The following is a 19495-nucleotide window of genomic DNA, read 5'->3' on the forward strand; positions in this document are numbered from 1 at the left end:
CCGTCGCGCTCGACCGTCAGCTTGACGTCGCTGCCGATCCCGGCCTCTTCCAGTGCCGCGGCCAGATCAGACATGCTGTGGATCGGCGAGCCGTTCGCACCCGTGATGACGTCGCGGACGTAGCCGTCGTCGGTCGCGCCTTCGAGGCCGGCCTGCGCGGCCGGCGAATCCGGCAGCGTGCGCAGGATCACCACCCCGTCGATGCCGAGCTGCGCGGTCTCGGTCTCGCGTGCTGCGACGATGCCGATGCCCGGCACAGGCACGCTGCCGTTGGTGATCAGCGCGGTGACGACGCGATTGACCGCATCGACCGGGATCGCAAAGCCGATGCCGGCCGAAGCGCCGGAGCCGGAAATGATCGCAGTGTTGATGCCGATCAGCCGGCCGGCGCTGTCGAGCAGCGGGCCGCCGGAATTGCCGGGATTGATCGCCGCGTCAGTCTGGATCACGCCGCGCACCTCGTGGGCCGCTGCGGTCGGCAGCCGCCGCCGCAATGCGCTGACGATGCCGGTGGTGAGCGTCTGTTCGAGACCGTAGGGATTGCCGATTGCGTAGGTCGCCTGCCCGACCTGCAGATCGTCCGAGCTGCCGATCGCAATCGGGCGCAGCGGCGTGTGCGGCCGTTCGAGCTGCAGCACTGCGAGGTCGTAGTTCGGCGCCGTCCCCACCACCCGCGCGGTGACGAACTCGCCCGAGGCCAGCCGGACGCCGAGCTGGCTGGCGTTCTGGATGACGTGATTGTTGGTAACGACATGGCCGGCAGCGTCCCAGATCACGCCGGAGCCGGACTGCACCGGCGCTTCCTGCTGCGCGAAAAACGGCGATACCTTTTGGCTGCTTTGCGCGAACACATGCACCACCGAGGGCGACACCTGCTTGAACAGCTCGACTGTCGCCTTCTCGGCCGGCGCCAGCTCACCGCGCGCCGTGACGGTCCGCGGGCCCGTTGCCGAGAACCACAGTGCGCTGAGATAAGGCTGCGCCACCCAGAACGTCGCCAGCACCAGCAGCCAGATGATCGCAATCCGCAGCAGACGATCGGTGCGTTGCGCCCGGCGGATCTGGGCCTGTTCGCGGGTTAGTGGATCAAGCCTCGGCGGACGCGGGGGCGGCGGAGCATGCGGCGGCAACGTGGTCATGGCGGCCTGTCTCGAAGATGACGCTTGCGGCATTGCGGCAAGCCAGGTTCCGCTCGCCGGCCAGCGCTAATGCATCAGGTTCCGGCAGGTTCCACCAATTGGTTCGGCGCTCCGTCGCGGCGCCCCAAGGTGCCGATGGTTAAGAGGAGATAAACAACTGCCTGCCGCAAGGTCCTGGATTACTTTGAGTCCATCATCGCCGCCGGCGCTGGCGCAGCGTCGGCGTGGCTTCTATATCTCGCTGGTTCCCGCTTCGGATCTTCGGCTTCCCGATCGATCCCAACCCGAGTGGATCGACATGACAGGCTCGTTGTCCAACATGATGGTGGTGATCTCGGTCTGGGCGCTGCCGCTCCTGATCGCGATCACGTTCCACGAAGCTGCCCACGCCTATGTGGCCAAGCTTTGCGGCGACAACACCGCCTGGATGCTTGGCCGGGTCAGCTTCAACCCGATCAAGCACATCGATCCGTTCGGCCCCGTGCTGCTGCCGCTGCTGCTGCTGGTGATGCAATCGCCGTTTCTGTTCGGCTACGCCAAGCCGGTGCCGGTGAACTTCCGCAATTTGCGCAATCCGCGCCGCGACATGGTGCTGGTCGCCGCAGCCGGTCCGGCGATCAATCTTATTCTCGCGGCGGTCGCTGCGCTGGCGTTTCACGTCGTCGGCTATGTGCCCGGTGAAGCCGGCCAGTGGCTGGCGCAGAACCTCGTCAACGCGCTCTTGATCAACGTGGTGCTGGCAATCTTCAACCTGCTGCCGATTCCGCCGCTCGACGGCGGCCGGATCGCCGTCGGCATCCTGCCGCGGGTGCTGGCGCATCCGCTGGCCCGGGTGGAGCCCTACGGCATGCTGATCCTGCTCGGGCTGATCTTCATCCTGCCGCTGGCCGGCATCGGCATCGCCACGCAGTTCATCGCGCAATCGAGCCAGTTCGTCGTGCAGGCGATCCTGCGCCTCACCGGCGCGGCCTGACGAAGGCCGCCTCAAAAGGCGGTGAGACCGGCAGCGCCGCATCCCCCACTGCCGCCCCGCGCTGCAACGTTTGCTCCAAGCCATCGTTGATCCCGCACTTGCGCCGTCGCCCCGCGACGGCGGGCACAAACACGGGTCATCGACATGAATGTGAGCGAGTTCGTCTGGCAGCGACTGGCCGAGTGGGGCCTGCGGCGGGTCTACGGCTATCCGGGAGACGGTGTCGGCGGTCTCGACGTCGCGCTGGAGAAAGCCAAGGACCGTATCGAATACGTCCAGGTCCGCCACGAAGAGATGGCCGCGTTCATGGCGTCGGCGCATGCCAAGTTCACCGGGGAGGTCGGACTTTGCTACGCGACCTCAGGGCCGGGCGCGATCCACCTGCTCAACGGCCTGTACGATGCCAAGATGGATCACGTGCCGGTGGTGGCGCTGCTTGGCCAGCAGGCGCGCAGTGCGATCGGGGCTGACTATCAGCAGGAAGTCGACCTGCAAACTCTGTTCGGCGAGGTCAGCGAATACGTCGCGACCGCCAGCGTGCCGTCGCAGGTGCGCCATCTGATCGACCGCGCGGTGCGGATCGCCCACGACAAGCGCGGCGTCGCCTGCGTGACCCTGCCGAACGATCTGCAAGGCCTCGACTACGAAGACCCGCCGATGGCGCACGGCGCCACCCACACCGGCATCGGCCACGCCTACCCGGCGCAGGTGCCCGATGAAGCCGGCCTGAAGGCCGCCGCGCAGGTGCTGAACGCCGGCAGCAAGGTGGCGATCCTGGTGGGCGCCGGGGCGCTCGACGCCACCGACGAGGTGATTGCGGTGGCCGAGCGGCTGCAGGCCGGCGTCGCCAAGGCGCTGCTCGGCAAGGCCGCCGTGCCCGATGATCTGCCGTTCGTCACCGGCTCGATCGGTCTGCTCGGCACCCGGCCGAGCTGGGACCTGATGAAGGGCTGTGACACGCTGCTGATGGTCGGCTCGTCGTTTCCCTACAGCGAATTCCTGCCAAAGCCCGGCGATGCCCGGGGCGTGCAGATCGACGTCGACGGCCGCCGCCTCAGCCTGCGCTATCCGATGGAGGTCAACCTGATCGGCGACAGCGCCAGGACGCTACGCGCCCTATTGCCGCTGCTGAACCAGAAGGACGAGACCTCGTGGCGGCGCGGCATCGTGCGCGGTGTGGCTTCATGGTGGAAGACGCTGGAGAACCGCGCGCTGCAGAGCGCCGAACCGCTCAATCCGCAGCGTGTGTTCTGGGAGCTGTCGCCGCGGCTGCCCGACAACGCCATCGTCACCGCAGATTCAGGATCGGTGGCGAACTGGTACGCGCGCGACCTGAAGATGCGCCGCGGCATGAAGGGATCGCTGTCCGGCGGCCTCGCCTCGCTCGGCGCCGGTACGCCCTACGCGGTCGCGGCCAAGATGGCCTATCCGGACCGCACGGTGATCGCCTGCATGGGCGACGGCGCAATGCAGATGAACGGCCTCAACGAGATGATCACTATCGCCAAATACTGGAAGCAGTGGTCGGACCCGCGGCTGATCGTGCTGGTGCTCAACAATCGCGACCTCAATCAGGTGACCTGGGAGGAGCGCATCCAGCTCGGCGCCGGCAAGACCGAGTCGACCCAGAGCATTCCCGACTTCCCCTACCACCGCTACGCCGAATTGATCGGGCTGAAGGGTATCTTCGTCGACAACCCCGACCGCGTCGGCGCGGCCTGGGACGAAGCCTTGTCGGCCGACCGCCCGGTGATCTTCGAAGCCTACACCGACCCCAACGTCCCGCCGTTGCCGCCCCACATCACGCTGAAAGACGCCAAGAACTTCATGACCATGATGGGCAGCGAACCCGAACTCGGCAGCGTCCTCACCAACAGCGCCAAGGAGCTGCTGGCGAGCGTCCTGCCGGGGAAAGGATGAAGGCGTTGAGGGCAACGACCGGGGGGACGCGCGACTCGCCCGTCCCGGCGTAAGCACGCCGTCTGTTTCGGACCGATCCCAGCGGGGCTAGTTCTTAGCTGCCCCGTTGAAATACTTGGGCCGGATCGAGCTCACCGATCGGCACCCAGACGGCGCGGACACATCGTCATCCCGATGTAATCATCCCACGGGAATTACTCGGATGATCCCCCTCGCGACACTTTGCGCCGCCGCTGATTAGTTTACCATTGAATTACCAGAACTCATTACAGTGACACGGGACTGCGCTAAGGGGCTTGTTTCGAGACATTCAAGCGGGGGCTGGAATGATCGTTCTGCTGATAGTCGTCGGCCTTCTGGCCGCCCTTTTGTGGGCGTGCTGGTCTTCGGCCAGATCATACTACCAGCACGGGCGAATTAGGGGCATGGACGAAGCCGTCCGGCAGATCGTCCGGGGGATTGGCCGCCACTACGAGATGGCCGCCAGAGCAACTCCCGAGGGAGTTTCGAAAGCGATGGCCGACATCAAAGCGATGTTCAGCCAGCGTCCCCATCTGAAAGCCAAGGATATCGAGCGTTACCATCTTCAGCTCTCGATTCTGGCTGACGCTATCGGCGAAGCCTGCTGTTCGAAGGGCCAAGCGCAAGGCGTCGAGATGATGGCGCCGGCCGAGGGCTACATCCGCGTTGATCTGTCGGTGATCGAACTGCTGCAGCTCAGCCGGCTGGCCCATTTGGGCTTCCTTCACATGATGCCCAACTATCGCGGTCTGGAAATCCAGCGCTTCAGCGATGAGCTCGATGCACAGGAGGGCACCAGGTCGATCTACAAGCTGGAATCCGCGATCCCGCTGAATGAGCGTCCGTTTGCTGATCTTATCACGCACTATAAAGGACGTGAGCAGCTGATCTCTGATTGGTGGCAGCCAACGCCGGCCGACCGTGTCGGATATGTCAGAGGCCTCGGTTCGCTCGTGGCTCTGGCTCCGGCAACCGCCTCCTCCTAGGGCGACGGTGACGGCTGACGCCGCCAACCTGCCCTGTCATATGGCAGCTTCCTGAGCTCTGCAGACACCCTATAGGCGTTCAGCGCTGTCGGCATTGGCCGTGCCCGATCTTGTCGGGCGACAGGGCTCAGATCGTCTGGTTATACGCACCCACTTCGGGATGCTGGCGCAGCACAACGTTCACGGCTTCGAACATGTCGTGCATCCGCTGCTCCGACACCGGGCTCTCAACCACCACGACCAGTTCGGGTTTGTTCGAGGAGGCGCGGACCAGGCCCCAGCTGCCATCTTCGCAGGTGACGCGGACGCCGTTGACGGTGACGAGATCGCGGATCGGCTGGCCGGCGACCTGGTCGCCGTTCTTCTGCGCTTTTTCGAAGTGCTTCACGACCTCGTCGATCACGCGATACTTCACCTCATCGGCGCAATGCGGCGACATCGTCGGCGACGACCAGGTCTTCGGCAGCGCGTCTTTCAGCTGCGACATCGACTTGCCGGGCGCGCGGTCGAGCATCTCGCAGATCGCGATCGCCGACACCAAGCCGTCGTCATAGCCGCGACCGAGCGGCGCGTTGAAGAAGAAGTGGCCCGACTTCTCGAAGCCTGCGAGCGCCTTGCTCTCATTGGTGCGGCGCTTCATGTAGGAGTGGCCGGTCTTCCAGTATTCTGTCTGGGCACCCTGCTGTTGCAGTACCGGATCGGTCGCGAACAGGCCGGTGGATTTGACGTCGACGACGAAGCGCGCGTTCGGATGGATCGCCGACATGTCGCGCGCCAGCATCACGCCGACCTTGTCGGCGAAGATTTCCTCGCCGGTGTCGTCGACCACGCCGCAGCGGTCACCGTCGCCGTCGAAGCCGAGGCCGAGATCGGCCTTGTGCTGCAGCACCGCGTCGCGGATCGCGTGCAGCATCTCCATGTCTTCGGGGTTGGGATTGTACTTCGGGAAGGTGTGATCGAGCTCGGTGTCGAGTGGGACCACCTCGCAGCCGATCGCCTCCATCACCTGCGGGGCAAAGGCGCCGGCGGTGCCGTTGCCGCAGGCGACCACCACCTTGAGTTTGCGCTTCAGCTTGGCATGCTTGGTGAGATCGCCGATGTAGCGCGCCGGGAAATTCGGATGAAACACATACGAGCCGGCGCCCTGCTTGAACGCTGCGCCGAGCACGATCTCCTTCAGCCGGTTCATCTCGTCGGGGCCGAAGGTCAGCGGCCTGTTGGCGCCCATCTTGACGCCGGTCCAGCCATTGTCGTTGTGCGAGGCGGTGACCATCGCAACGCACGGCACGTCGAGGTCGAACTGCGCGAAATACGCCATCGGCGTCACGGCCAGGCCGATGTCGTGCACCTTGCAGCCGGACGCCATCAGGCCGGCGATCAGCGCGTATTTGATCGAGGCCGAATAGCCGCGGAAGTCGTGCCCGGTGACGATTTCCTGCGGCCGGCCGAGTTCGGCGATCAGCGTGCCGAGGCCCATGCCGAGCGCCTGCACCCCCATCAGGTTGATCTCCTGGCCGAACAGCCAGCGCGCATCGTACTCGCGGAAGCCGGTGGGCTTCACCATCGGCTCGGATTCATAGGCGTAAGTGTTAGCCGTCAGAAGCGGCTGCGGCGTCGGGAACATGGCGGTCTTTCGCAACAAGGAAGGGCGCGGCGGGACAGCGATCGGTTTACGACCGACGATAGTCGTCGTCGAACCGGATGATGTCGTCTTCGCCCAGATAGCTGCCGGTCTGCACTTCGATCAGCTCGAGCGTGATCTTGCCCGGGTTCTCCAGCCGGTGGGTGGCCCCGATCGGGATGTAGATCGACTCGTTCTCGTGGATGATCTTGATCAGTTCGTCGACCGTCACCTGCGCGGTGCCGCGCACCACGATCCAATGCTCGGAACGGTGGTGGTGCTTCTGCAGCGACAGCCGCTCGCCGGGCTTGACGATGATACGCTTGACCTGATGCCGGTCACCGGAATCCAGCGAGCGGTAGGAGCCCCATGGGCGATGGACCTGGGCGTGGTGGTCGGTAACCTCGGGCGCCACCGTCTTGACCTTGGCGACCAGCCGCTTCAGTCCGTTGCTGTCCTTCTGACGGGACACCAGCACCGCGTCCTGGGTCGCGACCACCACGAGATCGTCGACGCCTTCGAGCGCGACCAGGGTGTGGTCGCTGGACACGTGGCAATTGCGGGAATCTTCGAACACCGCGGGGCCTTGCGCGGCATTGCCGCCGCCGTCCTTGGCGGTGAGCTCCCACACCGCGCGCCAGGATCCGACATCCGACCAGCCGCAATCGACCGGCACCACGGCGGCGCGCTTGGTCTTCTCCATCACCGCGTAATCGATCGAGATCGGCTTGGCTTTGCCGAACGAGGCTTCCGGCAGCGTCACGAATCCCAGGTCGCGCCCGGCCGTCGTCACCGCCTCGGTGATGGTCGCAACGCTGTCCGGATCGACCGCATTGTATTCTTCGAGCAGGGCCGCCGCCGGGAACATGAAGTTGCCGCTGTTCCACAGATAGCCCGCCGCGACATAGCGTTCGGCGGTGGCGAGGTCCGGCTTCTCGACGAACTTTGCGACGTTGCGGACCTTGCCGACGATCGCGTCGCCGGGAGAGATGTAGCCGTACTCGGTCGCGGGACGCTCCGGCTTCACCCCGAAGGTCACAATCCGGCCCTCGGCCACGCCCGCCAGACCATCGCGGCAGGCGGCGATGAAAGCATCCTTGTCGCGCACCACGTGATCGGCCGCGAGCGCGAGCACGATCGCGCCCGGCTCACGCTGCTCGGCGAACACTGCACCCGCCACGATCGCGGGACCGGAGTCCCGCCGCGCCGGCTCGAGCAGGACGTCGGCCTCGATCCCGATCTCCGCGAGCTGGTCGCGCACCATGAAGCGGTAGGCAGTGTTGGTGATGATGATCGGCCGGCCGAACAGCGCCGGGTCCGACACCCGCAGCAGCGTCTCCTGGAACGTCGAGCGCGGCCCAAACAGCGGCAGAAACTGCTTCGGCCGCACCTCACGGGAGGCCGGCCATAGCCGCGTCCCAGCGCCGCCGCACATGATCAAGGGGACACACCGAGGATCGTTCGCAGACTTCCCGACAGCGTTCATCGAAGACACCCAACTCTGATTACGATCTCTTTGTGGTTGCAACGAATTGTCGAGTCAACACGCCTCCCCTGGGATGACCGAACACGTCCACCTCGCGGCCCCACCGCCGCAGGTCCAGGAACGCCACAAGCCTCTATCCCGGATCTATTGGAGAGATCGCATCACGCTCAACCCGAAGATGCGGCCTCGCACAGATCGAAAGACTCAGCCCATGGCGTAACTCTCATCGTCTCTGTCAGGCGCGACGCGGCGTGGCGACCTCGATCTCCGCCGGCGCGTGGGAGCCGGAACCTACGTCACGCATACCGCCGCCGTTGTAAACCACCACCACGCGCTCAGCCTCCTCGGGCGGGCTGGCGGGAACGGCTTCCTCCACCAAGGGCTCGCGCTCCACCGCGGCCAATGGCACACCTGAAACCTCATCCGCCAGCTGGGCCTCGGTCTTGTCGCTGGTCTCGGCAGGCACCGGGATCGTCGCGACGATCGGCTGGTCGTTGGTGGGCGCCGGATACTCTTCCTTCGCTTTCCGTACCGGCAGTCCCCATCGCCGTCGTGCAGTCGGATTCGATGGCGCGCGGACCGTCTCGGGCGGCTCGAACCTCGGGAATATCGGGGTCACCCGGTCGTCTGCATGAGCCGGCTCGATCGGCGCGACAGGCTCTGGCATCTTCCGATCGAGCTCCGGCTCGTCCTCAGCCAGCTTCCACGTCATCGACCGTGCGGCGACCCGCGCAGACTTAAGCTGTGACTGGACGTTGATCGCGTACATGCTCGGGGGCGAGAAGAAGATCTTGGTGACCACCGGTACGATTTCGAGAAACACCACAAACAGCCGGATCATCCACGAGAATAGCGTGATCGCCTGGCCTTCCTGCGGATCGCTCTTCAAGGCCTGATAGGCAGTCAGCCGCACCAGCGGATCGTTGCTGTCCTTCCGCTGCTGCACGAACGAGCCTTCCAGCGTGCGCTCACGATAGCGCTGAACCTTGGCTTCCCGCTGGCTTTCCAGCAGCTGCAGGTTGGCGCGCGCGGTGTCGACCTGCTTCTGGATCGCTACGCGTTTTGCGGCGAAGTCCTGCTTCTGATCGTCGCGTTGGGAGATGTCCGCCGCCAGCCGCGCGGCCGCGTCGTTCTTCACGCGCTCGCGCCGCGCAACGATGTCGGACAGCTCAGCCTGGCGCGACTGCAGCAGCGTCTCGGCAGCTTCCTTCTGCTTCTTGGCGAGTTCATAGCGTCTTCCGGCGCCGGCCCGCCCGCTATTGGTCGGGCGCAGCTTCTCTCCGAACTGCTCCGCGCTCATATCGAGAGACTGATCCCTGATCGTCGCTTCCAGCTCCCTGACCTCACCGCGGACGGTGGCTTCGCGTTCAGCCAGCGCCTTCAATTCGCGGTCGGCCTCGGGGTCCGCAGCGGCTGGACTATCGGAGGGAAGCGGCGCCTGCGCGAGCAGCTCCCGCTGATGCTGTTCGATGGCGGTCAATTGAGCGCGACTTTCCGCGATCTCGCGATCCAGCCCCGACGCATATTTGTCGATCTGCTCGTAGATCGGACGATTGCCCGCGACCCGATCCCGATCGATCTTCTGGGAGATGGCGTCGGAGAATAGCGCGAGCTCGAGAAACAGAGCGATGACCCAGGCCAGTCCGAGCGAGATGGCGAGGCGCGCCGTGATGCGGACGAACTGCCAAACCGAACGCCTCAGCCCCTCCCCGATCTTTTTCGACTGATCGTCGTCGAGCCAGAACGCGCCTTGCACAAACCAGTCCGACTGAAACAGCGCGCGGTCGAACATCATCACGGTGAGCGCGATCACGACCGCAATCGAGGATCGCAGCGCGGTCGAGCCGACGATATAGCCGAGGGCGTAGTACGAGACGCCGAACACCACCAGGAACGACAGGCAGAGCGAGAAGCCGATCTGCATCGCCCAAATTCGGTCGGTTGGCGGACAGCGGGCGATCAGCTCCCGGTCGACGCCGGCAATGAAATAAAGCAATCGTTGGAGCATGGCTCACCCCTCTATGAACCAGATGCGGGCTGTTCACCGCCCACGCCCAGAGTGAGGATCGAACACCTTTTGGAGGCGGCCGGCAACAAACTGATTAGTCAACGGTTAACTGAGCCGGGAAAAAGCTGGTAAAAGAGCACGTCGCTCGCAGGCTGGGCGGTATCATCAGTTATTTCGACGAGGCACGTTGACATATATGTCAACGTGCCGATGGCCCGACTAATTCTTCGGCACAGGTACACGCGACCTCGACTCGCTCGACACTATCCACGCGACGAACCAGTCGCGACGACATGACCGGCATTCCGTGGGTCGGGGGGCGAAGACGAAGAGCTTATCGGGGAACGGCCGTTTGCCGGCGGTCGGCGTCGAGCACGAAAAACAGGCCCCAGTACGTATCGTTCAGGTCCGGCCGCAGCGGCACCCGGCTTGCCCGTTCGTGGACCGGCCATTTCGCAACAAACCGATATCCAATGGCTTCCATGCCCGCGATCGTGCCCGCCAGGCTGTGGAGCTTGCAGGCGTGCACATAGCCGTCACCCACCTGCGTCGTCACGATCGGATCCGCCTGAGAGAACGGCGTCCGGTTGACGACCGCCAGCCGCGGCAATTCGGCAAGCCGGCCGAGGATCACCGCCAGCTCGTCTTCGAAATAATGCAGCGCCCCGGAGACAATAAACAGATCGGCCCCGGAGGCATCTTCCATCCGGCGCGAAAACCCGATCCGCGGTTCGTTGCGCGATTTGGCGAACTGCAGCACGATCTCTTCCTTGTCGGGAAGATCGTGTACCATCCAGCGCAGCGTCGCAGGCAGCCGCAATTCGCGGTCGTAGGGGTAGAACAGATTCCCGATCCCGCCGCCGAGATCGAACACGGTCGACAGGCTCGGCGCGTAGCCGGACAGATAGAACAGAACCGGATAGTCGCTCTCTCGGGTGACGTCGGCGAACTGCTTGAGCTGGCTCACCACATCGGAATGCTCGTGGCCGGCCGGAATGAACCTCCGGATATATTGGGTCGCTGTCTCGATGTCCGGAAACGGTTGATAGACGCACAGCAGCGCCCTCAACCAGCGTTCGATTCCGGGGCGGCTCGCCGCGGCGCGGATGAGCTGCGGGCCATAGGGCAGTTTCGCGAGCGCCCGCAGGCCGATCGCCGTCGACGAACCGATCGCGACACGTAATTTGTTGAGCTCCGGGACCATGCCGCCTTTCCAAGCAAGCGCCAGATCAACTGTCTATCAGAATGTGGGGCAATCTCCGAACTGATACCGACCTCGGCCCTCGCTCACAAACGGCGGCAGGTCATCCGCCGTCTCTCCAGATCGGGGCGCGCTCGTGATCGATTTCATCGGAAACGAGGTGCGACGGTCAACGCCATCGTCGCGATTGCCGCGCCACGCCCGCTGCAGATCGACGCATCGGCCGAGAACTACGACCCGGTCGACGCGCTCCTCGGATCGTTCAGGCAGACCTCGGCAAGCCGAAGGACAGACCAAACGCCTACCTCAGCCACGGGTTTGTTGAGCCGTTTGTCCGCCGTCTGACGGCGATCATGCGGGCACTTAATCCATGATGAAGTGCTGAGATTCTTAGCCAATACCGAAGGTATTTATTAACGTTATGCCTTCTCCAATGTGGATCGCGGCGCGCGCGCCCTGCCCTCGCCGGAGTTAACCTCGCACAATGATCTCGACGCCCAGCGAGCGCTCCGGGAATTGAAAATCGGTAGGGCAATGACCGGCAAACGCTCGCTGTGAATGAGGCGCAGAAAGCACTCACACAACCATCGGCTGCAGTCTATCTTGAGCTGTCTCTGGTGCTGTTGGAGGATGCGCGTCGATCGACGGGGCGCTGGACGAAAGCGTGAATTGCAAAATTCGGCCACGAGGTGACCGAAATTGCAGGGGAATCTGGTCGGACTGCCGGTGGGGACTCCGGCAGCTCGGTGGACGCCGGCGGTACTCTTGCGGGCGCTACGGAGCAACAGAGTCTGATCGTAAGGGGAGCGCGCGGGGACACGTGACGATCGAGGATCTGCTGCGGCAAGGGGCGATACGACGGATCGAGGTGGATCTCGGAGCGGGCGCGCAGCCGGCTCGGCTGCTGTATGGCACCCCGAATTTCATCGAATGGCTGGAGAACTTGTTGGGGGGCGCGGAGCCGGAGCAGAGGCTCGGCGAAGCGACACCCGCCGAACAAGTCGATGCACTGTTCTACGCCTATATTTCCGGACGACCGTTGGTTTATGTCCGTCAATTCAGGATGATACGCGTCGAGCAAAGTGCCGTGTGGGAGTTGAAGACTCCCGACGTGCGCATCTTCGGGTGGTTCTTGCGCAAGGACTGTTTCGTGGCAGTTTTCGGCGATTGGACCGATCACGTAAAAGATCACAATTTATATAAAGGTTACCGTACATCAGTCCGCCGAATTCGACGAGAATTGGGTATAGGTGCTACCCTGTGTGTCACAGGGAGTTCACCCGATGACGTCATTTCAATGTGAAGATGGCGGCTATTCAACAGTCACTACGCGCTTTGCTACCTCAATAAGCGTTGCTGTTTCCGGGGCCTCGCCGGCGCGCGAACACCTAACGGCCGTGCCGGCCGGGCAGTTAGCTGGCCTATTCGACGGGGCGGTCTCGTCGCTATCCAATCCCGCAAAGTGCGCAGCACGGAAATTAATTCTGTCGGACGCGGATCGGTGTCGAACCGCAGTGATGGATGTCCGTTGGGACCGATCCGACACTGAAACCGATCGATCTTTCGATCGGAATGTTCGGACGACACGGGCTAGAATGCTCGATCCGGCCCTGCGCGCCGACTGAGATAACGGACTCAGCAGGCCTTTTGGCCCACATGCTTTTCTGACACCCTTTTTTCAAGCGAGCTCAAATGGAACGATACGGTTATTGCATCTTCTGCGACGACATTCGGACCGAGGCCGGCGGAAAACTCAGCTTTATCGGGTGCTACAACTCGGCGATGTTCGTGACCAACGAGTTTCCGCTGTCGCTGCCCAAGCTGTGTGTGCACTTCAACGTCTTCTCGCCCGCGGACCAGCCGTACAAATCACTGCGGGTCCGTTGCTATCTACCGGGAGAAGACAGGCCGATCGCTGAGGAGACCATTGAAGTGCCTGCGCTGCAGGACCAAATCAATCTTCTCACCAGCCTGCCGAAAGATCAGCCGATGATGCCCTACATCGTGGTGGCGGCAAGCCTGATTTTTTCACCGTGCGAAATCAAATCGCCGGGCATGATCCACGTGCGCGCCGTCATCAACGACAGCCCCACCGAACTACATCTCGGATCGCTCGCCGTCTCGTCGCAAGCAGCGCCTCAGGTCGCCCTCGAGCACGGACCAGCCGCCATCAACTGAGATCTCCCGTCGATCGCCGCTGCCGCGATCGACGACTTTGCCGAGGTCAAGCCAGCCGTAAGCAACACTCCGGCGCAGACCTAAGCCGCAACCGGTCGCATTGACGGACTCCCTCCCCGTTCGCACCGGACTTCGCTGATGAAGATCCGACCACAGACCGCGCATCGCACGCCCAGCCCTCAATTCCAGAGCTGTTCTGTCTCTCACTGAATCGTAGCGACGCCTCGAAAGCGCTGCCAACAAACAGCGCCTGTCTCAGGCGTAGAGCTCACTTTGAACGTCGCGCGGTTGGGTGGCGATCGAGATTGGCGCGCTCGGATGTCCGAGGACCTCACCGCGGACCACGAGACTGGCCTTGTCGTTGTAATGATCAGAAACATCGCGCAACGATCTGCGCACGGTCGATAATGCGAGAGACCGAACACGCGGTTTGCGGCACAGCGGCCGCTCACCATCCAATGCGTCGGCGAAGATCAAATGATCTGACTGACGACCGCAACATGATCGGATTGTCGCGCGGTCGGGCCGCTCAGGAGATCCTGACAACGACCGCCGTGTCCGGGAAAGCCATGACAGCCTACTCCGCGGCGCCCGAGAAACTCTGATAATTGGAGTTGCGCGCGCGCTGGTCCGGGATGCAGTCGTTTTTCACCGAGCGGATATTAACGACCTTGATCTGTCCGTAGCTGAGCGTCGAGGTCGTCACCGGCTCGTTCTGTCCGGGATGCCGTTCGGGCTGGCGGAGCTCGAACGACAGCTCCATGTCCATGGCCCAGGCCAGATCAGCGAGGCTGCGTAAGGTGAGATTGCTTTCGCCGGAGAGCTGGCGATTGATCACGGAACGATTGACGCCGAGGCGTTTGGCGAGTGCCTGTTGGGTCAGGCCGTCCCTCTTCTTTTCTGAAAGCACCTTGAGCAATTCGTCGCGTACGCGGGCAATAAATCGTCCTGCCTTCTGCGCGCGACCGCCGATATCAAAATGATAAGACGACACTGCGGAACCTCCTACCCAGCCGCGATCCTCAATACAACGTAGCGCCGTCCTATCACTTGCAAGTAGTGTTTATTGTGCACCAAAGCGGACAGGTTGACAGCCCTTTTTTGTTGGCTTGCTGAATGAATACGGGCGGAGTGTTGCCGAATATCCATCCCACCAAGCAGCGGGCCCCTGGGCCCTAAGATTTAGTATGTTTTGGCCGCACAACGGTTCAACGGAACAAGATACCGGACCGGTCTATTAAGGAATTCGCGCGCCCCAAAGGCCACTTCCTGAGCGAAACCTGCAGAATCTTGACGATGACAGATGCGGCCGCGGTACTCGGCCGCCTGGAGAAAAGACGGCGGGACCGAGGTCCCGCCGTCCGAAGGCATCTTAGTGCTGCGAGGTGAACGCAACGTTGTGCGAGCCGAACTGCGCCGTCACCGAGGTGTTGGTCACGGTCGCGCTGTTCTGGGCGGTCACGGCGTAGTTGCCGGTGCCGACCTGGACGGTCGCCTGGGTGTTCAGAGCGCCGATCATCGGCTGCAGGCCGGTGCTCTGGGCGGCGATCGCGGTATTGCTGTTACCGAACTGGGCAATCAGCGATCCGTTGAGACCGGCGTTGAGCGGATTGGCGACCTGGTTGGTGAAGGCGCGGTTCTTCGAGCCGGCCTGGATGGTCGCCGCGGCGTTGACCGTGCCGGACACCGGGGCGTTCTTCTGCAGGGTGACGGCGTTGTTGCGGTCACCGAGCTGGATAGTGGCTTGGCCGTTCAGGCCGTTCTGCTGGCTGACCAGCGCGCCGTTCTTCTCACCGAACTGCGCGACGAGCGAGTCGTTCGACACCGGCAGAGCGCTAACGCCGTCCTGCAGGGTGATCGCGGCGTTCTTCTTGCCGACCTGGACGGTCGACGCGTTGTTGTTGACGCCGTTCAGCGCGATCGACTGCGGAAGCTCGGCGGTGGCAGTGACCGTGCCGTAGACCGTCTTGGTCGGATCAGGCAGCACGTTATACTTGACACCCGAACCAACCGGAACCGAGAAGCTCTTCGAAAGCGAGCCACCGGTACGAGCACCTTCCGAATTCTGCACCGTCAGAGCGGAGTTGCCCTTACCGACCTGCAGGGTGCTCGCAGCATTAACGCCGCCGTAAACCGCAGGAGCATTGTACGCGAACGGCACCGGTCCGTAGCTGGTCGTTCCAGGCTGATTGATCTGGTAGAAGGGGGGCGACAACTTGATCGTCGCATACTTCTCGGTGGTCTTGATGCTGCCGCTGAGCGAGCCGTCGTTCGCAGCGAAGCTCGGCGAGCCCTTGGTGCTCTGCAGGGTCATCGCCTTGTTGCCGATGCCAAACTGCGTGGTCAGCGCCGAGTTGGTGGCGCCCTGGGCGTTGGCGTTCTGGCCAGTCGCCGACAGGTTGCCATAGCCGAACTGCATCGTGCCCTGATCGTTGCCGCCGCCGGCCTGACCGGCGAACGACCGGTTGAAGCCGCCGAACTGGACGGTGGACGACTCGTTGGTGCGGCCGGCAACGCCGCTCTGGCTGGTGGCGGCGAAGTTGCCGACGCCGACGCTCAGAGTGGTCTGATTGTTGTTGCCGCCGGTCTGGCCGACCAGCGCGCTGTTGAAGGCGCCGAGCTGGGTGGTCGAGGAGGTGTTCTTGTTGTTGCCGGCGTTATCCTGCGAGGTCGCCGCGAAGTTGCTGCCGCCGACCTGCAGCGTGGTCTGCTTGTTGTTGCCGTCCTTCTGATTCACGATCGAACCGTTGAACGCGCCGAACTGGGCGGTCGTCGAATCGTTCGGGTTAGCAGCGCTCTGGCGGCCCTTCTGCGAGGTGACGGCAAAGTTGCGCACGCCGCCCTGCACGGTGCCCTGCTTGTTGTTGCCGCCGGTCTGCAGCGCAACGGCGCCGTTCTGCACGCCCATCTGCAGCACACCCGACTCGTTGGTCTTCGACGAAGCTGCGCTCTGCGCGGTCAGCGCCGAGTTGCCGCGGCCGACCTGGACGGTGCCCTGCTTGTTGTTACCACCGGTCTGACCGGCGATCGCGTGGTTGGTCGATCCAGCCTGCAGGATGAACGACTCATTGCTCGCGGCGGAAGCCAGCGACGTCGTGGCCAACAGGACGGCCAACGTTGTCAGCATACGCATGTTTTTATTCCCTGTTATCCGAAGCGGGGTCGACGACCATCGCCGCCCTCAAAATCGATTTAACTCCAACTTAACTATTCGGACAACCGTAAACCGGTTGTTTACTTTAACTGTCAACCCAACCGCGAACCACAGACCGAACTAACAGCCAGCTAACACGTCGGTTTTTGGGGAATCGAGACACTAACGGTCGATTGCCACCTGGCGCGTTGACATACAGGTCAACGCGGCACGGAACCGCCGCCTCGCCAGTGTTGACTCATATGTCAACGCGGTCGGATTTCCGGCAAAAGTAGTGCACAAAACGCCGAAAAATCGTGACTTTTTTGATTCTTTGGCCGACACAGCCACCCGGCCGATGACAAATTAATTCAACTCACAGTCCACTCTTGTGGAGGCAATTAAACCTCGTTTAACTATCCAAACCTCGGCGATGAGCGGCGCTGACTGAATGATTTCGCCGCAAAGAACCCAAAGTGGACGACGATCACTTTCAAATTCCGCATCACGCAAGGCGATTAGTTCAAACTCGTTCACACAGATCCAGAGTCGTCATTTCGATGTTTGTCGTGTCACGAAATTTCAGTCGCCTCGCCCGATGCAGTGTGGGCCTGCTGCTGATTTCGACTTGGTCGTCCGCCGCCAACGCGAGCAAGACGACGGGACTCGACTGCGAGATCAGGAATACGCCGGACCGCAATCTTCTACGGATCGACGCAGTGCTTCACGCGCAGCGCGCCGCGGCGGGCGAGTATCAACTGAACGTCTTCAAACAATCGACAAGCGGCGTGAGTCAAAACGCCCAGAGCGGAACTTTCGAACTCACCGGCCCTACGGACCAGGTGCTGACCAGCGTCATTATCGATCAGTCCCCAGAAGCGAAAATTCGGGCCGAACTAACGATAAGATCCAATCAAGGGAGCGTATCATGTGTTTCACCATGAAATCGCGGTTCTCCTCGATGGCGGCCGCGCTGGCCGTCGCAGCCGTGGGCCTTGGACACGCGACGATCGCACACGCGGAAACAGCCTATATTTCACAGGCTACCGGCAACGGTGGTACGCCCGTGATCGGATTAGCGCCCTCTTCGCTCAGCAACGGCACTGCTGCAAATTTCGCTAACGGTAATCGACAAAAGATGTCCCTGCCGGAGATGGCCACGCCGAAAATAACTGGCGGAAATTACGCGAGCACCTTGCAAATCGGCTCGTATAACTCGGTTTTCCAGGCCCAAAGCGGCTTTGGTAACGTCTCCAACGTCGGCATCATCGGCGGACACAACAATGCGGTCGGCGTGTTGCAGGCTGGCAACAACCTTCAATCCAATCTTGTGTTACTTGGTACGTCAGGAACGTCGGTCGGCGTCCTGCAGGGAAATGGTGCAGCGCCGCTGAACCTCCTCGTCGGACGATTACCGAACGGCGCATTGGTGATCGGAGGCCTGCCGATCAGACGTTGAGAAGAATTGTTTGTAGCTTATAGGAGGGTAGGATGAAGTCGAAGTTTCTGCTAGCCGCTGCCGCGTTGGCGATTCTCACAGCGCCCAGCTTCGCGACCGAACAGATCTATCGGCCCGTCAGCCCGACCTTCAACGGCAATCCGCTGAACGGCAACTTCCTTCTCAGCACCGCCCAGGCTCAGGGCATGGGCACCAAGTCCGGCAGCAACAACACGCCCGACCTCTCCGGCTTGAGCTCGGCGCTCAGCAATGTCGGCAGCGGTTCGTCCGTGATCGTGATCGGCGGTACGCCGACCACAGCTTCGACCAGCCCGTAACCGAGCATCAACATTGCTTGGTCAGTATTAAGTTAGTTAAACGGGGGGCGGCGGCGATGGATAGCAGAGCCGGATCATTGGCGTGTGTCTTGCTGGCTGTTTCCTTGGGTGGATGCGCTATCACCGGGACTGATAAGGACCCGGTGACTCCGCAGGCGACGATGGTGGCGTCGACCAAAACCGGCGTCGTGCTGGAGCAGCTTCCTCCTCCGACCAAGAAGCTCGACGTCGCCGTTTACAACTTCCCGGACCTCACCGGTCAGAACAAGTCGAACGACAACTTCGCTGAGTTCTCCCGCGCCGTCACCCAAGGCGGCAGCTCGATTCTCACCGACGTGTTGCTGACCGCCGGCGGCGGGCAATGGTTCGACGTTGCGGAACGCGCCGACCTGCAGCCGCTGCTGCAGGAACGCCAGATCATTCAGAACACGCGGTCGGCGCTGCAGGGCGACAAGGCTCAAAGCCTGCCGCCGCTGCGATTCGCCGGCGTGCTGCTGGAAGGCGGCATTGTCGGATACGACACCAACGAGACCACCGGCGGCATCGGCGCGAACTACCTCGGTCTCGGTGGCAACATGCAGTATCGGCAGGACATCGTCACGGTGTCGCTGCGCGCTGTGAGCGTCCAGACCGGCCGCGTTCTCGCCGCCGTCACGACGACGAAGATCATCTACTCCGTCAACGTCAGCGGCACCGGCTTTAAGTATGTCGCGATCGACAGCTTGCTGCAGGCCGATGTCGGCTTCACCAAGAACTCGCCGACGACCTTGGCGGTGCGTGAAGGCATCCAGCTCGCCGTCTACTCGCTGATCTTCGATGGCGTGAAGAAGGATCTCTGGAACTTCAAGGATCCGGCTGCCGGCACCGCCTTTATGCGCGAGCTCGAGCTGCAACGGAAGGCGGCTGTTCCGGTCGCTCCGGCCGGCATGTGATCCGGGACTGATATTTCGCAGTCTCGGCGCCGCTCCTCTTTCGAAGAATTCGCCTGGGGGGCGACGGCCGCTCTTCTACGCGGAGCTGCTTGGCCAACGGCCGGCAGCATCGGGCGCAGGG

The 19495-nt window shown here is 62.6% G+C and carries 16 protein-coding genes; 9 read left to right on the forward strand and 7 right to left on the reverse strand.

Features of this window, described 5'->3' with window-relative positions; genetic code table 11:
• Positions 1–1139 (reverse strand): S1C family serine protease (locus tag DYI24_RS05865; protein ID WP_164571604.1); only part of this gene is annotated, 1139 nt, incomplete at its 3' end.
• Between the two features lie 298 nt (positions 1140–1437).
• Here DYI24_RS05865 and DYI24_RS05870 point away from each other — a divergent pair.
• The 3 genes from DYI24_RS05870 (at position 1438) to DYI24_RS05880 (ending at position 5039) form a co-directional block, all read left to right on the forward strand.
• The gene (locus DYI24_RS05870) at positions 1438–2112 is read left to right on the forward strand and encodes a site-2 protease family protein (protein ID WP_164571605.1); all 675 of its coding nucleotides are present in this window, start codon (positions 1438–1440) and stop codon (positions 2110–2112) included.
• 144 nt (positions 2113–2256) lie between these two features.
• Entirely contained in the window at positions 2257–4032 is a 1776-nt protein-coding gene (locus tag DYI24_RS05875) for a thiamine pyrophosphate-requiring protein (protein WP_164571606.1), read from the forward strand.
• Positions 4033–4457: 425 nt separating this feature from the next.
• A complete protein-coding gene (locus DYI24_RS05880) occupies positions 4458–5039 on the forward strand; it encodes a hypothetical protein (protein WP_246701166.1) in 582 nt (193 codons plus the stop codon).
• Between the two features lie 127 nt (positions 5040–5166).
• On the opposite strand, the gene DYI24_RS05885 is transcribed toward DYI24_RS05880, so the two are convergent.
• From DYI24_RS05885 to DYI24_RS05900, 4 genes are all read right to left on the reverse strand, one after another.
• A complete protein-coding gene (locus tag DYI24_RS05885; protein ID WP_164571608.1) occupies positions 5167–6663 on the reverse strand; it encodes a phosphomannomutase/phosphoglucomutase in 1497 nt (498 codons plus the stop codon).
• Between the two features lie 46 nt (positions 6664–6709).
• The gene (locus tag DYI24_RS05890; protein ID WP_164571609.1) at positions 6710–8146 is read right to left on the reverse strand and encodes a mannose-1-phosphate guanylyltransferase/mannose-6-phosphate isomerase; all 1437 of its coding nucleotides are present in this window, start codon (positions 8144–8146) and stop codon (positions 6710–6712) included.
• Positions 8147–8381: 235 nt separating this feature from the next.
• Entirely contained in the window at positions 8382–10154 is a 1773-nt protein-coding gene (locus DYI24_RS05895; RefSeq protein ID WP_164571610.1) for a DUF4407 domain-containing protein, read from the reverse strand.
• A gap of 334 nt (positions 10155–10488) precedes the next feature.
• Positions 10489–11358 carry a TIGR04325 family methyltransferase gene (locus DYI24_RS05900; RefSeq protein WP_164571611.1) on the reverse strand — a complete coding sequence of 290 codons (870 nt, stop codon included), beginning with the start codon at positions 11356–11358 and terminating at the stop codon, positions 10489–10491.
• 817 nt (positions 11359–12175) lie between these two features.
• Between DYI24_RS05900 and DYI24_RS05905 the strand changes: the two genes are divergently transcribed.
• Entirely contained in the window at positions 12176–12658 is a 483-nt protein-coding gene (locus DYI24_RS05905; protein ID WP_107345126.1) for a hypothetical protein, read from the forward strand.
• Positions 12659–13047: 389 nt separating this feature from the next.
• Entirely contained in the window at positions 13048–13533 is a 486-nt protein-coding gene (locus DYI24_RS05910; protein WP_107345127.1) for a DUF6941 family protein, read from the forward strand.
• Between the two features lie 577 nt (positions 13534–14110).
• On the opposite strand, the gene DYI24_RS05915 is transcribed toward DYI24_RS05910, so the two are convergent.
• Entirely contained in the window at positions 14111–14527 is a 417-nt protein-coding gene (locus tag DYI24_RS05915; protein ID WP_164571612.1) for a helix-turn-helix domain-containing protein, read from the reverse strand.
• Positions 14528–14905: 378 nt separating this feature from the next.
• On the reverse strand, positions 14906–16666 hold the full coding sequence (locus tag DYI24_RS05920; RefSeq protein ID WP_164571613.1) for a curlin: 1761 nt from the start codon (positions 16664–16666) through the stop codon (positions 14906–14908).
• A gap of 605 nt (positions 16667–17271) precedes the next feature.
• Here DYI24_RS05920 and csgH point away from each other — a divergent pair.
• Genes csgH through DYI24_RS05940 form a run of 4 tightly spaced genes read left to right on the forward strand, consistent with a single transcriptional unit; the run spans position 17272 to position 19374 of the window.
• A complete protein-coding gene (gene csgH / locus DYI24_RS05925; RefSeq protein WP_349627743.1) occupies positions 17272–17610 on the forward strand; it encodes a curli-like amyloid fiber formation chaperone CsgH in 339 nt (112 codons plus the stop codon).
• A complete protein-coding gene (locus DYI24_RS05930; protein ID WP_164571614.1) occupies positions 17595–18125 on the forward strand; it encodes a hypothetical protein in 531 nt (176 codons plus the stop codon). The genes csgH and DYI24_RS05930 overlap by 16 nt, the downstream gene beginning before the upstream one ends.
• A 32-nt stretch (positions 18126–18157) precedes the next feature.
• Positions 18158–18442 (forward strand): curli assembly protein CsgF, encoded by a 285-nt coding sequence (locus DYI24_RS05935; protein ID WP_107345132.1) that lies wholly within the window; start codon positions 18158–18160, stop codon positions 18440–18442.
• Positions 18443–18498: 56 nt separating this feature from the next.
• Positions 18499–19374, forward strand: coding sequence for a CsgG/HfaB family protein (locus DYI24_RS05940; protein ID WP_107345133.1), 876 nt, complete (start codon positions 18499–18501; stop codon positions 19372–19374).
• Positions 19375–19495 lie beyond the last annotated feature (121 nt).

The organism is Rhodopseudomonas sp. BR0C11, assembly GCF_010820945.1.
In the GTDB taxonomy this organism is placed as follows: Bacteria; Pseudomonadota; Alphaproteobacteria; order Rhizobiales; family Xanthobacteraceae; genus Rhodopseudomonas; species Rhodopseudomonas palustris_H.

Coding starts and splice junctions, on each gene's coding strand:
- DYI24_RS05940 (WP_107345133.1), top strand. CDS start 18,499: ATGGATAGCAGAGCCGGATCATTGGCGTGTGTCTTGCTGGCTGTTTCC.
- DYI24_RS05870 (WP_164571605.1), top strand. CDS start 1,438: ATGACAGGCTCGTTGTCCAACATGATGGTGGTGATCTCGGTCTGGGCG.
- DYI24_RS05885 (WP_164571608.1), bottom strand. CDS start 6,663: ATGTTCCCGACGCCGCAGCCGCTTCTGACGGCTAACACTTACGCCTAT.
- DYI24_RS05890 (WP_164571609.1), bottom strand. CDS start 8,146: ATGAACGCTGTCGGGAAGTCTGCGAACGATCCTCGGTGTGTCCCCTTG.
- DYI24_RS05880 (WP_246701166.1), top strand. CDS start 4,458: ATGGACGAAGCCGTCCGGCAGATCGTCCGGGGGATTGGCCGCCACTAC.
- DYI24_RS05930 (WP_164571614.1), top strand. CDS start 17,595: ATGTGTTTCACCATGAAATCGCGGTTCTCCTCGATGGCGGCCGCGCTG.
- DYI24_RS05935 (WP_107345132.1), top strand. CDS start 18,158: ATGAAGTCGAAGTTTCTGCTAGCCGCTGCCGCGTTGGCGATTCTCACA.
- DYI24_RS05920 (WP_164571613.1), bottom strand. CDS start 16,666: ATGCGTATGCTGACAACGTTGGCCGTCCTGTTGGCCACGACGTCGCTG.
- DYI24_RS05900 (WP_164571611.1), bottom strand. CDS start 11,358: ATGGTCCCGGAGCTCAACAAATTACGTGTCGCGATCGGTTCGTCGACG.
- DYI24_RS05875 (WP_164571606.1), top strand. CDS start 2,257: ATGAATGTGAGCGAGTTCGTCTGGCAGCGACTGGCCGAGTGGGGCCTG.
- DYI24_RS05895 (WP_164571610.1), bottom strand. CDS start 10,154: ATGCTCCAACGATTGCTTTATTTCATTGCCGGCGTCGACCGGGAGCTG.
- DYI24_RS05910 (WP_107345127.1), top strand. CDS start 13,048: ATGGAACGATACGGTTATTGCATCTTCTGCGACGACATTCGGACCGAG.